Here is a 14,239-nt window from a genome sequence, read left to right as displayed (position 1 = left end):
GAATTTGCATGAACCGCTTCAATCTACGGGAGGTCTTCTTGACTAAGCCAGCCATACTCGCGCTTGCCGACGGCAGCATTTTCCGCGGTGAAGCCATCGGCGCTGACGGCCAGACCGTCGGCGAGGTGGTCTTCAACACCGCCATGACCGGCTATCAGGAAATTCTCACCGATCCTTCCTACTGCCAGCAGATCGTCACCCTGACCTACCCGCACATCGGCAACACCGGCACCACGCCGGAGGACGCCGAGTCGAACAAGGTGTGGGCCGCCGGCCTGATCATCCGCGACCTGCCGCTGCTGGCCAGCAGCTGGCGCAACCGGCAGTCGCTGCCGGACTACCTGAAGGAGCACGGTACCGTCGCCATCGCCGGCATCGACACCCGCCGCCTGACCCGCATCCTGCGCGAGAAGGGCTCGCAGAACGGCTGCATCCTCGCCGGCGACGACGCCACCGAGGAGAAGGCGCTGGAACTGGCGCGCAGCTTCCCCGGCCTCAAGGGCATGGACCTGGCCAAGGTGGTCAGCTGCAGCGAGACCTACGAGTGGCGCTCCAGCGTGTGGAGCCTGGAAAGCGACAGCCACCCGGAAATCCCCGCCAGCGAGCTGCCCTACCACGTGGTGGCCTACGACTTCGGCGTCAAGCTGAACATCCTGCGCATGCTGGTGGCGCGCGGCTGCCGCGTGACCGTGGTGCCGGCGCAGACCCCGGCCAGCACCGTGCTGGCGATGAATCCGGACGGCGTGTTCCTGTCCAACGGCCCGGGCGACCCCGAGCCGTGCGACTACGCCATCCAGGCGATCAAGGACGTGCTGGAGACCGAGATCCCGGTGTTCGGCATCTGCCTCGGCCACCAGCTGCTGGCCCTGGCCTCCGGCGCCAAGACCATGAAGATGGGCCACGGCCACCACGGCGCCAACCACCCGGTGCAGGATCTGGACAGCGGCGTGGTGATGATCACCAGCCAGAACCACGGCTTCTGCGCCGACGAGACCAGCCTGCCGGGCAACCTGCGCGCCACCCACAAATCGCTGTTCGACGGCACTCTGCAAGGCATCGAGCGTACCGACAAGGTCGCCTTCAGCTTCCAGGGCCACCCGGAAGCCAGCCCGGGCCCGCACGACGTGGCCCCGCTGTTCGACCGCTTCATCGCCGAAATGGCCAAGCGTCGCTGAGTTTGCCGACAGATCAACGGATTCGTGTGAGAGACCATGCCAAAACGTACAGACATTAAAAGTATCCTGATCCTCGGCGCCGGCCCCATCGTCATCGGCCAGGCCTGCGAGTTCGACTATTCCGGCGCCCAGGCCTGCAAGGCCCTGCGCGAGGAAGGCTTCCGCGTCATCCTGGTGAACTCCAACCCGGCCACCATCATGACCGACCCGGCCATGGCCGACGCCACCTACATCGAGCCGATCAAATGGCAGACCGTGGCCAAGATCATCGAGAAGGAGCGTCCCGACGCCCTGCTGCCGACCATGGGCGGCCAGACCGCGCTGAACTGCGCGCTGGATCTGGAAAAGCACGGCGTGCTGGCCAAGTTCGGCGTCGAGATGATCGGCGCCAACGCCGACACCATCGACAAGGCCGAGGACCGCTCGCGCTTCGACAAGGCCATGCGCGACATCGGCCTGGCCTGTCCGCGCTCCGGCATCGCCCACAACATGGACGAAGCCTACGGCGTGCTCGACAAGGTCGGCTTCCCCTGCATCATCCGCCCGTCGTTCACCATGGGCGGCACCGGTGGCGGCATCGCCTACAACCGTGAAGAGTTCGAGGAAATCTGCACCCGCGGTCTCGACCTGTCGCCGACCAGCGAGCTGCTGATCGACGAGTCGCTGATCGGCTGGAAGGAATACGAGATGGAGGTGGTCCGCGACAAGAAGGATAACTGCATCATCGTCTGTGCCATCGAGAACTTCGATCCGATGGGCGTACACACCGGCGACTCGATCACCGTCGCGCCGGCGCAGACCCTGACCGACAAGGAATACCAGATCATGCGCAACGCCTCGCTGGCGGTGCTGCGCGAGATCGGCGTGGAAACCGGCGGCTCCAACGTCCAGTTCGGCATCAACCCGAAGGACGGCCGCATGGTGGTGATCGAGATGAACCCGCGCGTGTCGCGTTCCTCGGCACTGGCTTCCAAGGCCACCGGCTTCCCGATCGCCAAGATCGCCGCCAAGCTGGCGGTCGGCTACACCCTCGACGAGCTGTCCAACGACATCACCGGCGGCCGCACCCCGGCCTCCTTCGAGCCGTCGATCGACTACGTGGTCACCAAGATCCCGCGCTTCGCCTTCGAGAAGTTCCCCAAGGCCGACGCCCGCCTGACCACCCAGATGAAGTCGGTCGGTGAAGTGATGGCCATCGGCCGCACCTTCCAGGAGTCGGTGCAGAAGGCCCTGCGCGGCCTGGAAGTCGGCGCCACCGGCTTCGATCCGAAGCTGGAACTGACCGATCCGGATGCCCAGAGCATCCTCAGGCGCGAGCTGACCGTGCCGGGCGCCGAGCGCATCTGGTACGTCGCCGACGCCTTCCGCGCCGGCCTGAGCATCGACGACGTCTATGCGCTGACCAAGATCGACCACTGGTTCCTGGTGCAGATCGAGGACCTGGTCAAGGACGAGGAACAGGTCAAGACCCTCGGCCTGTCCAGTCTCGACCGCGACCTGATGTGGAAGCTCAAGCGCAAGGGCTTCTCCGACGCCCGTCTGGCCAAGCTGCTCGGCGTCACCGAGAAGAACCTGCGCAGCCACCGCCAGAAGCTCAAGGTCGTGCCGGTGTACAAGCGCGTCGATACCTGCGCCGCCGAGTTCGCCACCGACACCGCCTACATGTACTCGACCTACGAGGAAGAGTGCGAGGCCAACCCGTCGTCGCGCGACAAGATCATGATCCTCGGCGGCGGTCCGAACCGCATCGGCCAGGGCATCGAGTTCGACTACTGCTGCGTCCATGCCGCCCTCGCCATGCGCGAAGACGGCTACGAGACCATCATGGTCAACTGCAACCCGGAAACCGTCTCCACCGACTACGACACCTCCGACCGCCTGTACTTCGAGCCGGTGACCCTGGAGGACGTGCTGGAGATCGTCCGCGTCGAGCAGCCCAAGGGCGTCATCGTGCAGTTCGGCGGCCAGACCCCGCTGAAGATCTGCCGTGCCCTGGAAGAGGCCGGCGTGCCGATCATCGGCACCACCCCGGACGCCATCGACCGCGCCGAGGACCGCGAGCGCTTCCAGCAGATGGTCCAGCGCCTCGGCCTGCGCCAGCCGGCCAACGCCACCGCGCGCAGCGAGGACGAGGCCCTGGCCCACTCCAAGGTCATCGGCTATCCGCTGGTGGTGCGTCCGTCCTACGTGCTGGGCGGCCGGGCGATGGAGATCGTCTACCAGGAAGAAGAACTCAAGCGCTACATGCGCGAAGCGGTGAAGGTGTCCAACGACAGCCCGGTGCTGCTCGACCACTTCCTCAACTGCGCCATCGAGGTCGACATCGACGCGGTGTGCGACGGCCAGACCGTGGTGATTGGCGCGATCATGCAGCACATCGAGCAGGCCGGCGTGCACTCCGGCGACTCCGCCTGCTCGCTGCCGCCGTACTCGCTGCCCAAGCACATCCAGGACGAGATCCGCAGCCAGGTCAAGAAGATGGCCCTGGAGCTCGGCGTGGTCGGCCTGATGAACGTGCAGATGGCCGTGCAGGGCGAGGACATCTACGTCATCGAGGTCAACCCGCGCGCCTCGCGTACCGTGCCGTTCGTCTCCAAGTGCGTCGGCGAGTCGCTGGCCAAGGTCGCCGCCCGCGTGATGGCCGGCAAGAGCCTCGAGGAAGTCGGCTTCACCGCCGAGGTGATCCCGCCGTACTACAGCGTCAAGGAAGCGGTGTTCCCGTTCGCCAAGTTCCCCGGCGTCGACCCGATCCTCGGCCCGGAGATGAAGTCCACCGGCGAGGTGATGGGCGTGGGCGACAGCTTCGCCGAGGCCTTCGCCAAGGCCCAGCTCGGCGCCAGCGAGATCCTGCCGACCGGCGGCACCGCGTTCATCAGCGTGCGCGAGGACGACAAGCGCTTCGTCGCCCAGGTCGCCCGCGACCTGATCGACCTCGGTTTCGAAGTGGTGGCCACCGCCGGTACCGCCAAGGTGATCGAGGCCGAAGGCCTGCCGGTGCGCCGCGTCAACAAGGTGACCGAGGGCCGTCCGCACGTGGTCGACATGATCAAGAACGACGAGGTCAATCTGATCATCAACACCACCGAAGGCCGTCAGTCGATCGCCGACTCCTTCTCCATCCGTCGCAACGCCCTGCAGCACAAGATCTGCATCACCACCACCATCGCCGGTGGCCAGGCGATCTGTGAAGCGCTCAAGTTCGGTCCCGAGAAGACCGTGCGCCGTCTGCAGGATCTCCATGCAGGAATCAAGGCATGAGCAAGTTCCCGATGACCGTCCAGGGCGCGCGCGCCCTGGAGGACGAGCTGAAGCATCTGAAGACCGTGCTGCGCCCGCAGATCACCCAGGCCATCGCCGAAGCGCGCGAGCTGGGTGACCTGAAGGAAAACGCCGAATACCATGCCGCCCGCGAACAGCAGGGCATGGTCGAGGCGCGCATCCGCGACATCGAAGGTCGCCTGCAGAACGCCCAGATCATCGACGTGACGGCCATCCCCCACACCGGCAAGGTGATCTTCGGCACCACCGTGGAGATCGCCAACTGCGACACCGACGAGAGCGTGACCTACCAGATCGTCGGCGACGACGAGGCTGACATCAAGGCCGGCAAGCTCTCGGTCAGCTCGCCCATCGCCCGCGCCCTGGTGGGCAAGGAGGAGGGTGACGTGGTGGTGGTGCAGACCCCGAGCGGCAAGGTCGAGTACGAGATCGTCGAGGTGCGCCATCTCTGACGCGCTCCGCTCCCGCATGCCGCCGCGCGCCGGCGCCATCAGCTGGCGTCTGGCGCAGACCTTCTGGGTCGGCGGCCTGTGGCTGCTGTATTTCGTGCTGCTGCCGGCGCTGGAGCATTACGGTCTGGCGCCGCTGCTGCTGGAGGATATCGCCGCCAGCCTGATTCCGCTGCTGCTGGCCTTCGCCGGTTTCTGCGCGCTGCTGCAGAAGCTGGTGCTGGCCCAGGTACAGGGGATGCGCGGGTTGTGGGCGGATTTTCGCGGCCAGCTGCTGCTGGCGGTGCTGCTGCTGGTGGGTGGCTACTTCGTCGGGCCCTGGCTGGGCCTGGCGGGAGGCAGCTGGCAGTCGTTCTGCTACATGGCGGTGGCGGCCTGCGGCCTGGTGCTGGTGTTGCAGCCGGTGCCCGGCGAGCAGTGAAGGGACGGGCGCTGCCGGTGGCAGCGCCCGTTTGCGTCTTACAGCGCGTGGCGCACGATGTTGGACAGCTGGCGGTTCTGCTTGGCCGCCTTGCGGTAGACCAGCGCCATCTTGCCGATGACCTGTACCAGTTCGCAGCGTGCCTGCTGGCACAGCTCGTCGATCAGGGCGCGGCGATCATCGCGCTCGGTGAGGGCGAACTTGATCTTGATCAGCTCGTGATCGTTGAGCGCGCGCTCCAGTTCGGCCAGCACGCCTTCGGTCAGCCCGTTTTCCGCCACGATCAATACCGGATTCAGGTGGTGGCCGATAGATTTGTACTGTTTCTTCTGCTCGTTGGTGAGCGGCATAATCTGACCCTTGCGTCTGATCCAGTTGAAAGCGGCGGCTAGTGTACCCGAGTGTCCCCTGAGCCGCACAGATGAGGTACCCGTGGCCCGTTCCAAGACCAGCCCGCGTTGGCTGAAAGAGCATTTCGACGATCCCTGCGTGAAGATGGCGCAGAAGGACGGCTACCGTTCGCGCGATCAGTATCTGCTCGCACGCGGGTTCTGCGGCGCCTAGACTGCAGGCAATGGCCCGGTGCCGGGTCAAACGACGTTACAACCCGCTCTGCCAGCAATCGGGCGGCTGTAGTAAGTTAGGTCGGTAGAGAACCGGCCGTCATGTGAAGCGGTTTCCAGGCGGGGCCGGTCAGCGAGGGTAGTCAATTGAACGACATGGCAAAGAACCTGATCCTGTGGCTGATCATCGCAGCCGTGCTGGTGACGGTGATGAACAACTTCTCCACTCCGAACGAGCCGCAGTCGCTCAACTATTCGGAGTTCATCCAGGAGGTCAAGGACGGCAAGGTCGAGCGTGTGACCGTCGACGGTTACATCATCACCGGCCGCCGTGTCGACGGCGAACCCTTCCGCACCGTGCGCCCGGCGATCCAGGACAACGGCCTGATCGGCGACCTGATCGACAGCAAGGTGGTGATCGAGGGCAAGCAGCCCGAGCAGCAGAGCATCTGGAGCCAGCTGCTGGTGGCCAGCTTCCCGATCCTGGTGATCATCGCCGTGTTCATGTTCTTCATGCGCCAGATGCAGGGCGGCGGCGGCGGTCGCGGCGGCCCGATGAGCTTCGGCAAGAGCAAGGCGCGCCTGCTCTCCGAGGACCAGGTGAAGACCACCCTGGCCGACGTCGCCGGCTGCGACGAGGCCAAGGAGGAGGTCGGCGAGCTGGTCGAGTTCCTTCGTGATCCGGGCAAGTTCCAGCGCCTTGGCGGGCGTATCCCGCGCGGCGTGCTGATGGTCGGCCCGCCCGGTACCGGCAAGACCCTGCTGGCCAAGGCCATCGCCGGCGAGGCCAAGGTGCCGTTCTTCACCATCTCCGGTTCCGACTTCGTCGAAATGTTCGTCGGCGTCGGTGCCTCGCGCGTGCGCGACATGTTCGAGCAGGCCAAGAAGCATGCGCCCTGCATCATCTTCATCGACGAGATCGACGCGGTCGGCCGCCATCGCGGCGCCGGTCTCGGCGGCGGGCACGACGAGCGCGAGCAGACCCTCAACCAGCTGCTGGTGGAGATGGACGGCTTCGAGATGAACGACGGCATCATCGTCATCGCCGCCACCAACCGCCCGGACGTGCTCGACCCGGCGCTGCTGCGCCCGGGCCGCTTCGACCGCCAGGTGGTGGTCGGCCTGCCGGACGTGCGCGGTCGCGAGCAGATCCTCAAGGTGCACATGCGCAAGGTGCCGCTGGGCGACGACGTCGAGCCTTCGGTGATCGCCCGCGGCACCCCCGGCTTCTCCGGCGCCGACCTGGCCAACCTGGTCAACGAGGCCTCGCTGTTCGCCGCGCGCAACGGCAAGCGCCTGGTCGAGATGAAGGAGTTCGAGCTGGCCAAGGACAAGATCATGATGGGCGCCGAGCGCCGCTCCATGGTCATGACCGAGGACGAGAAGCTGATGACCGCCTACCACGAGTCCGGCCACGCCATCCTCGGCTGCCTGTTCCCCTCCGACCCGGTGCACAAGGTCACCATCATCCCGCGCGGCCGCGCCCTGGGTGTGACCATTTCCCTGCCCGAGCGCGACCACCACGGCTACAGCCGCATCTGGCTGCACAACAAGCTGAAGATGATCTTCGGTGGGCGCATCGCCGAGGAGATCATCTTCGGTCACGACAAGGTCACCAACGGCGCTACCGGCGATATCGGCCAGGCCACCCGCATCGCGCGGACCATGGTCACCCAGTGGGGCATGTCCGACAAGCTGGGCTTCCTGTCCTACGCCGACGAGGAGGAAGAGGTGTTCCTCGGCCGCTCGGCCGGACGCGGCAGCAACGTTTCCGCGGAAACTGCGCGGCTGATCGACGAGGAGGTGCGTGCGGTGATCGACGGCAACTACACCCAGGCCGAGCAGGCCCTGCGCGACAACCTCGACAAGCTGCACGCCATGGCCGATGCGCTGATGAAGTACGAGACCATCGATGCCGAGCAGGTCGCCGACATCATGGACGGCCGCGAGCCGCGCGAACCCAAGGGCTGGGGCGACTCCGGCAGCGGCTCCGCGGGAGGCAGCCGGCCGCAGGCCGAGGCCGGTCCGCGGGCCGACAAGCCGATCGGCGGCCCGGCCGGAGAACACTGATCCTTCGATGAGCAAGCATCCCCACCTCGACCGGCTGCCCTGTGGCAGCCGGTTTCTCGATCTGTCCCGTCCGCAGGTGATGGGCATCCTCAACGTCACCCCCGACTCCTTCTCCGACGGTGGCCGCTTCAGCCGCCTGGATGCCGCGTTGCGGCACGCCGAGGCGATGGTGCGCGCCGGCGCCACGCTGATCGATATCGGCGGCGAGTCGACACGTCCGGGAGCACCACCGGTTTCCGAGCAGGAAGAGCTGGAGCGGGTCTGTCCGGCGGTCGAGGCCATCGCCCGCGAGCTGGACGTGATCATTTCCGTCGACACCTCCACCGCCGCGGTGATGCGCGATTCGGCGCGCCTCGGCGCCGGCCTGCTCAACGACGTGCGCTCGCTGCAGCGCCCCGGTGCCCTCGCCGCGGCGGCCGAAAGCGGCCTGCCGGTGTGCCTGATGCACATGCGCGGCGAGCCGGGCAACATGCAGGACGATCCGCAGTACCCGGACATTCATGCCGAGGTGCGCGACTTCCTCGCCGAGCGCATCGCCGCCTGCGAGGGCGCCGGCATCGCTCGCGAGCGCGTCGTGCTGGATCCCGGGTTTGGCTTCGCCAAGACCCTGGAGCACAATCTGCGCCTGTTCCAGCATCTGGAGCGGCTGCATGCCTTCGGCCTGCCGCTGCTGGTCGGCGTGTCGCGCAAGAGCATGATCGGCAAGGTGCTGGACAGGCCGGTGGGCGAGCGCCTGTACGGCAGTCTGGCTCTGGCCGCCCTGGCGGTGGCCAAGGGAGCGCAGATCATCCGCGTGCACGATGTCGCCGAGACCGTGGACGTGGTCCGCATGATTGCCGCCGTGGAATGGGCGGAGTGACGAGAACAGAAGCAGGAAGACAGGATGGCTAGAAAATATTTCGGTACCGACGGTATCCGCGGTCGCGTGGGCGAGTTTCCCATCACCCCCGAGTTCATGCTCAAGCTGGGCTGGGCCGCCGGCATGGCGTTTCGTCGCCAGGGCCACTGCAAGGTGCTGATCGGCAAGGACACGCGCATCTCCGGCTACATGTTCGAGTCCGCCCTGCAGGCCGGTCTGATCGCCGCCGGGGCCGACGTTATGCTGCTCGGGCCGATGCCCACTCCCGCGGTGGCCTACCTGACCCGTACCTTCCACGCCGACGCCGGCATCGTCATCAGCGCTTCGCACAATCCCCACGACGACAACGGCATCAAGTTCTTTTCCGGCAAGGGCACCAAGCTGCCGGACGAAGTGGAGCTGATGATCGAGGAACTGCTCGATGCGCCGATGCATGTGGTCGAGTCGGCGCAGCTGGGCAAGGCCTCGCGGATCAACGACGCCGCCGGCCGCTACATCGAGTTCTGCAAGAGCAGCGTGCCGACCAGCACCGATTTCTCCGGCCTCAAGCTGGTGCTCGACTGCGCCCACGGCGCCACCTACAAGGTCGCGCCCAGCGTGTTCCGCGAGCTGGGCGCCGAGGTGGCGGTGATCGCCGCGCAGCCGGACGGCGTCAACATCAACGCGGGAGTCGGCTCCACGCACATGGGGGCGCTGCAGCAGGCGGTACTCGAGCAGGGGGCCGACATGGGCATCGCCTTCGACGGCGACGGCGACCGTGTGCTGATGGTCGACCATACCGGTGCCGTGGTCGATGGCGACGAGCTGCTGTACATCGTCGCCAGCGACCTCCAGGAGCGCGACCGCCTGCCGGAAGGCACCGGCGTCGTCGGCACCCTGATGAGCAACCTGGGGCTCGAACTGGCCCTTGCGGCGCGCAACATCCCGTTCGTGCGCGCCAAGGTCGGCGACCGCTACGTGATGGCCGAGATGCTCGAGCGCGGCTGGGTGCTGGGCGGCGAGAACTCCGGACACATCGTCTGCAAGCAGCACGTCACCACCGGCGACGCGATTGTTGCCGCGTTGCAGGTCCTGCTGGCCCTGCGTCGACGCGAGCAGAGCCTGGCCGAGGCGCGCCACGGCCTGCACAAGTGCCCGCAGGTACTCATCAACGTGCGCTTCGGCGGTGGTCAGGACCCGGTGGCGCACCCGCAGGTGCAGGAAGCCTGTGCGCGGGTGACCGAGGCCATGGCCGGTCGCGGCCGCGTGCTGTTGCGCAAGTCGGGTACCGAGCCGCTGGTGCGGGTGATGGTCGAGGGCGACGACGAGGCAATGGTGCGTGCCCATGCGGAAACCCTCGCTGCCCTCGTGAAAGAGGTATGTGCTTGATTTCGCTTGCCAGTTTGCCTGCGCTTGAGTAACATCTGCGCCCACTTTGGACGACGAGGTTTAGCATGCGCCGCCCCCTGGTCGCTGGTAACTGGAAGATGCATGGCACACAGGCCAGCGTTTCCGAGCTGATCAAAGGTTTGCGCATGCTGGCCCTGCCGGCGGGTGTCGATGTGGCGGTGATGCCACCCTGTCTGTACGTGACCCAGGCAATTGCCGGGCTGTCGGGCAAGCAGATCGCCGTCGGCGCGCAGAATTGCGCGGTCGAGCCGATGCAGGGTGCGCTGACTGGCGAAATTTCCGCCAGTCAGTTGGCTGATGCGGGTTGCAGCTATGTACTGGTGGGGCATTCCGAGCGCCGCCAGTTGCTGGGCGAGGGCGATGCGATTGTCTGCCGCAAGTTCTCCGCGGCGCAGATGCATGGGCTGGTCCCGGTGCTGTGCGTCGGCGAGACGCGCGAGCAGCGCGAGGCCGGCCAGACTCTGGCGGTGGTGATGCAGCAGCTCGGCGCGGTGATCGACGAGCTCGGAGTCGGAGCATTTGCCAAGGCGGTGATCGCCTACGAGCCGGTCTGGGCTATAGGTACCGGGCTGACGGCGACTCCGCAGCAGGCCCAGGAGGTGCACGCTGCGATTCGTGCCCACTTGGCGGCGGAGAATGCCAGCGTGGCGGCAGGTGTCAGGATTGTTTATGGCGGCAGCGTGAAGGCCGCCAGCGCGGCCGAGTTGTTCGGCATGCCGGATATCGATGGGGGGCTGATCGGTGGGGCCTCCCTCAATGCGGACGAGTTCGGTGCGATCTGTCGTGCCGCGGGAAGCTGAAGATGCTTGAGACTGTGGTGATCGTTGTGCATTTGCTGGTGGCGCTGGGGCTGGTTGGCCTGGTGCTGGTGCAGCAGGGCAAGGGTGCCGATGCCGGCGCTTCGTTCGGTGCGGGGGCTTCGGCAACCGTGTTCGGTAGCCAGGGTTCGGCTACCTTCCTGAGTCGTTTTACTGCTATACTTGCTGCTGTTTTTTTTGCTACCAGCCTCGGTTTGGCCTTTTTTGCCAAAGACAAAGCTGATATGCTTAATCAAAGCGGTCTGCCGGATCCGGCAGTGCTAGAAGTTCCAAGCAAGCCTGCTGCAGATGATGTGCCAGTGCTTGAAGCGCAAAAGCCCCAGTCCTCGGATGTTCCGGCAACTGAAGGACAGAAGCAGTAACGGGTAGTTTGCGAAAAAGAGTTTGCCGAGGTGGTGGAATTGGTAGACACGCTACCTTGAGGTGGTAGTGGCCATAGGCTGTAGGGGTTCGAGTCCCCTCCTCGGTACCAAACACGACAAAGCCCGCTGATGCGGGCTTTGTCGTTACCGGAACTTCAGTTGACCGCCAGGGGCGGGCACTGTATAGTTCATCATCTTTGACGCGGGGTGGAGCAGTCTGGTAGCTCGTCGGGCTCATAACCCGAAGGTCGTAGGTTCAAATCCTGCCCCCGCAACCAGTTTTTCAAAAGGCCCCTTTTAAGGGGCCTTTTGCTAGTTGGACAGTCTGTACCACTCTCCATTCTGGCGAGTGGTCACCTACGGGATGGGCGCTTCGCCCATTTTTTGTTTGCACAGCATGCGGAGGCGATCAGGTGTCGAGCAAGCTAGAACAGTTGCAGGCCTTGCTGGCCCCGGTAGTCGAGGCCCTCGGCTACCAGTGCTGGGGCATCGAATTCATTTCCCAGGGGCGGCACTCCCTGCTGCGGGTCTACATCGATAATCCCGATGGCATCCTGATCGACGACTGCGAAAAGGTCAGTCGCCAGATCAGCGGTGTGCTGGATGTCGAGGACCCGATCAGCGGCGAGTACACCCTGGAAGTTTCTTCACCGGGAATGGATCGCCCCTTGTTCACCCTCGAGCAGTTCGCTGCCCATGCCGGCGCGCAGGTGAAGATCAGGCTGCGCTCGCCCTACGAGGGTCGACGCAATTTCCAGGGCGTGCTGTGTGGCGTCGAGGAGCAGGATGTGGTGGTCCAGGTCGACAACCATGAATACCTGCTGCCGATCGAGTCGATCGACAAGGCCAACATCATTCCCCGTTTTGACTGAGGCGCGGATCCGGCGGATCCCAATGGATTGCGAAAGGCGAGGCGTACGATGAGCAAAGAAGTACTGCTGGTAGTAGAGTCGGTGTCCAATGAAAAGGGCGTACCGGCCGGCGTGATTTTCGAAGCGCTGGAACTGGCTCTGGCCACTGCCACCAAGAAACGTTACGAGGACGAGGTCGACGTGCGCGTGTCGATCAATCGTCACAATGGCAACTATGAAACCTTCCGCCGCTGGACCGTGGTCGAGGAAGAGGCCCTGGAGAATCCGGCGGCCGAGCTGACCCTCGCCGAGGCGCAGGAGAAGCAGGAAGGCGCCAAGGTCGGCGACCTGATCGAGGAGAAAATCGAGTCGATCGAGTTCGGCCGCATCGCCGCACAGACCGCCAAGCAGGTCATCGTGCAGAAGGTCCGCGAGGCCGAGCGCGCCCAGGTGGTCGACGCCTACCGCGAGCGGGTCGGCGAGATCATCTCCGGCACAGTGAAGAAGGCCTCCCGCGACAGCGTGATCGTCGATCTGGGCAACAATGCCGAGGCCCTGCTGGCCCGCGAGCACATCATCCCGCGCGAGTCGTTCCGCGTCGGTACCCGCGTGCGCGCCCTGCTCAAGGAAATCCGCAGCGAGAACCGCGGCCCGCAGCTGATCCTGTCGCGCACCGCGCCGGAAATGATCATCGAGCTGTTCAGCATCGAGGTGCCGGAGATCGCCGAAGGGCTGATCGAGATCATGGCTGCCGCCCGTGACCCGGGTTCGCGCGCCAAGATCGCCGTGCGCTCCAAGGACAAGCGCATTGACCCGCAGGGTGCCTGCATCGGCATGCGCGGTTCGCGCGTGCAGGCCGTGTCCGGCGAGCTGGGCGGCGAGCGCGTCGACATCGTGCTGTGGGACGACAACCCGGCGCAGTTCGTGATCAATGCCATGGCTCCGGCCGAAGTGGCGGCGATCATCGTCGACGAGGACACCCACACCATGGACATCGCCGTGGCGGCCGACAACCTGGCCCAGGCCATCGGCCGCAGCGGGCAGAACGTGCGCCTGGCCAGCCAGCTGACCGGCTGGACCCTCAACGTGATGACCGAGGCCGACATCCAGGCCAAGCAGCAGGCCGAGACCGGCGACATCCTGCAGCGCTTCATCGACGAGCTGGAGGTGGACGAGGAACTGGCAGAGGTGCTGGTGGAGGAGGGTTTCACCACCCTGGAAGAGATTGCCTACGTGCCCATGGAAGAGATGCTCAGCATCGAGGGCTTTGATGAAGAGATCGTCAATGAGCTGCGCGCCCGTGCCAAGGATCGCCTGCTGACCAAGGCGATCGCCACTGAAGAGAAGCTCGCGGACGCCCATCCGGCAGATGACTTGCTGGAACTGGACGGCATGACCAAGGAGCTGGCTGTCGAGCTGGCCCTGCGTGGCGTGCCCACCCGCGAAGACCTGGCCGAGCAGTCGATTGACGACCTGCTCGAGATCGACGGCATGACTGAAGAGCGTGCCGGCAAGCTGATCATGGCCGCCCGAGCCCATTGGTTCGAGTAAGTGGTCGCGGCCTGAGGAGAGAAGTGCATGACGCAAGTCACGGTGAAAGAACTGGCCCAGGTGGTCGATACACCGGTAGAGCGCCTGCTGCAGCAAATGCGTGAGGCAGGTCTGCCGCACAACCGCGCCGAGCAAGTAGTGACCGACGAAGAGAAGCAGAAGCTATTGGCGCACCTGAAGAGCAGCCACGGTGAAAAGCTGGAAGAGCCCAGCAAGATCACCCTGAAGCGCAAGACCACCAGCACCCTGCGGGTGGCTGGCAGCAAGACCATCAGCGTCGAAGTGCGCAAGAAGAAGACCTTCGTCAAGCCGGAAGCGGCCGAAGCGGTGGTCGCGCCCAAGCGCGAGGTGGACGACAAGCGTGTTGCCGAGGAGCGTGCGGCAGCCGAGCGCGCCGCCGCCGAGGCCGCGCGCCAGAAGGCCGAGGCCCCGGCCCCCGCGCCGGCCCGGCC

The 14,239-nt window shown here is 65.3% G+C and carries 13 protein-coding genes, 2 tRNA genes and 1 pseudogene; 15 read left to right on the top strand and 1 reads right to left on the bottom strand.

All coding sequences use genetic code 11. From position 1 onward, the window contains the following. Positions 1-38 precede the first annotated feature (38 nt). Genes carA through E5198_RS13300 form a run of 4 tightly spaced genes read left to right on the top strand, consistent with a single transcriptional unit; the run spans position 39 to position 5,324 of the window. Positions 39-1,175: a glutamine-hydrolyzing carbamoyl-phosphate synthase small subunit gene (gene carA, locus E5198_RS13315; RefSeq protein ID WP_136490481.1), complete on the top strand. Its 1,137-nt coding sequence runs from the start codon at positions 39-41 to the stop codon at positions 1,173-1,175. 36 nt (positions 1,176-1,211) lie between these two features. Continuing rightward, entirely contained in the window at positions 1,212-4,433 is a 3,222-nt protein-coding gene (carB, locus tag E5198_RS13310; protein WP_136490480.1) for a carbamoyl-phosphate synthase large subunit, read from the top strand. Beyond that, on the top strand, positions 4,430-4,906 hold the full coding sequence (greA, locus tag E5198_RS13305) for a transcription elongation factor GreA (RefSeq protein WP_136490479.1): 477 nt from the start codon (positions 4,430-4,432) through the stop codon (positions 4,904-4,906). Before carB ends, greA begins: the two co-directional genes overlap by 4 nt. Positions 4,907-4,922: 16 nt before the next feature. After that, the gene (locus E5198_RS13300) at positions 4,923-5,324 is read left to right on the top strand and encodes a DUF4149 domain-containing protein (protein WP_136490478.1); all 402 of its coding nucleotides are present in this window, start codon (positions 4,923-4,925) and stop codon (positions 5,322-5,324) included. Between the two features lie 38 nt (positions 5,325-5,362). Here the strand turns inward: E5198_RS13300 and yhbY are convergent, their stop codons facing one another. Beyond that, positions 5,363-5,674 (bottom strand): ribosome assembly RNA-binding protein YhbY, encoded by a 312-nt coding sequence (yhbY, locus tag E5198_RS13295; RefSeq protein WP_136490477.1) that lies wholly within the window; start codon positions 5,672-5,674, stop codon positions 5,363-5,365. 82 nt (positions 5,675-5,756) lie between these two features. On the opposite strand from yhbY, the pseudogene E5198_RS13290 reads away from it, so the two are divergent. The 11 genes and pseudogenes from E5198_RS13290 to E5198_RS13240 all read left to right on the top strand — a co-directional run. After that, positions 5,757-5,864: pseudogene (locus E5198_RS13290) on the top strand (23S rRNA methyltransferase); the annotation flags it as partial. A 179-nt stretch (positions 5,865-6,043) separates the two neighbouring features. Next, positions 6,044-7,957 carry an ATP-dependent zinc metalloprotease FtsH gene (gene ftsH / locus E5198_RS13285; RefSeq protein ID WP_168772529.1) on the top strand — a complete coding sequence of 638 codons (1,914 nt, stop codon included), beginning with the start codon at positions 6,044-6,046 and terminating at the stop codon, positions 7,955-7,957. Between the two features lie 7 nt (positions 7,958-7,964). Next, positions 7,965-8,816: a dihydropteroate synthase gene (gene folP, locus E5198_RS13280; protein WP_136490475.1), complete on the top strand. Its 852-nt coding sequence runs from the start codon at positions 7,965-7,967 to the stop codon at positions 8,814-8,816. A 24-nt stretch (positions 8,817-8,840) separates the two neighbouring features. Beyond that, the gene (gene glmM / locus E5198_RS13275) at positions 8,841-10,184 is read left to right on the top strand and encodes a phosphoglucosamine mutase (protein WP_136490474.1); all 1,344 of its coding nucleotides are present in this window, start codon (positions 8,841-8,843) and stop codon (positions 10,182-10,184) included. A gap of 65 nt (positions 10,185-10,249) precedes the next feature. Then, positions 10,250-11,005: a triose-phosphate isomerase gene (gene tpiA / locus E5198_RS13270; protein WP_136490473.1), complete on the top strand. Its 756-nt coding sequence runs from the start codon at positions 10,250-10,252 to the stop codon at positions 11,003-11,005. A gap of 2 nt (positions 11,006-11,007) precedes the next feature. Beyond that, entirely contained in the window at positions 11,008-11,385 is a 378-nt protein-coding gene (secG, locus tag E5198_RS13265) for a preprotein translocase subunit SecG (RefSeq protein ID WP_136490472.1), read from the top strand. A 24-nt stretch (positions 11,386-11,409) separates the two neighbouring features. Continuing rightward, a tRNA-Leu gene (locus E5198_RS13260) sits at positions 11,410-11,495 on the top strand. A 91-nt stretch (positions 11,496-11,586) separates the two neighbouring features. Then, positions 11,587-11,663 (top strand) — tRNA-Met (locus tag E5198_RS13255). A 135-nt stretch (positions 11,664-11,798) separates the two neighbouring features. Beyond that, positions 11,799-12,257, top strand: a complete 459-nt coding sequence (gene rimP, locus E5198_RS13250; protein ID WP_136490471.1) for a ribosome maturation factor RimP — start codon at positions 11,799-11,801, stop codon at positions 12,255-12,257. Positions 12,258-12,305: 48 nt separating this feature from the next. Continuing rightward, positions 12,306-13,787, top strand: a complete 1,482-nt coding sequence (gene nusA, locus E5198_RS13245; protein WP_136490470.1) for a transcription termination factor NusA — start codon at positions 12,306-12,308, stop codon at positions 13,785-13,787. A 27-nt stretch (positions 13,788-13,814) separates the two neighbouring features. Continuing rightward, the coding region (locus E5198_RS13240) for a translation initiation factor IF-2 associated domain-containing protein (RefSeq protein ID WP_178084072.1) at positions 13,815-14,239 on the top strand (425 nt) is incomplete at its 3' end.

It is taken from the genome of Pseudomonas sp. A-1 (assembly GCF_004801855.1).
Classification (GTDB): Bacteria; Pseudomonadota; Gammaproteobacteria; order Pseudomonadales; family Pseudomonadaceae; genus Geopseudomonas.
The sequence above is the reverse complement of the archived record's forward strand: the minus strand, read 5'-3'. Positions and strand labels throughout refer to the sequence as shown.

Coding starts and splice junctions, on each gene's coding strand:
- carB (WP_136490480.1), top strand. CDS start 1,212: ATGCCAAAACGTACAGACATTAAAAGTATCCTGATCCTCGGCGCCGGC.
- greA (WP_136490479.1), top strand. CDS start 4,430: ATGAGCAAGTTCCCGATGACCGTCCAGGGCGCGCGCGCCCTGGAGGAC.
- E5198_RS13300 (WP_136490478.1), top strand. CDS start 4,923: ATGCCGCCGCGCGCCGGCGCCATCAGCTGGCGTCTGGCGCAGACCTTC.
- yhbY (WP_136490477.1), bottom strand. CDS start 5,674: ATGCCGCTCACCAACGAGCAGAAGAAACAGTACAAATCTATCGGCCAC.
- ftsH (WP_168772529.1), top strand. CDS start 6,044: ATGGCAAAGAACCTGATCCTGTGGCTGATCATCGCAGCCGTGCTGGTG.
- folP (WP_136490475.1), top strand. CDS start 7,965: ATGAGCAAGCATCCCCACCTCGACCGGCTGCCCTGTGGCAGCCGGTTT.
- glmM (WP_136490474.1), top strand. CDS start 8,841: ATGGCTAGAAAATATTTCGGTACCGACGGTATCCGCGGTCGCGTGGGC.
- tpiA (WP_136490473.1), top strand. CDS start 10,250: ATGCGCCGCCCCCTGGTCGCTGGTAACTGGAAGATGCATGGCACACAG.
- secG (WP_136490472.1), top strand. CDS start 11,008: ATGCTTGAGACTGTGGTGATCGTTGTGCATTTGCTGGTGGCGCTGGGG.
- nusA (WP_136490470.1), top strand. CDS start 12,306: ATGAGCAAAGAAGTACTGCTGGTAGTAGAGTCGGTGTCCAATGAAAAG.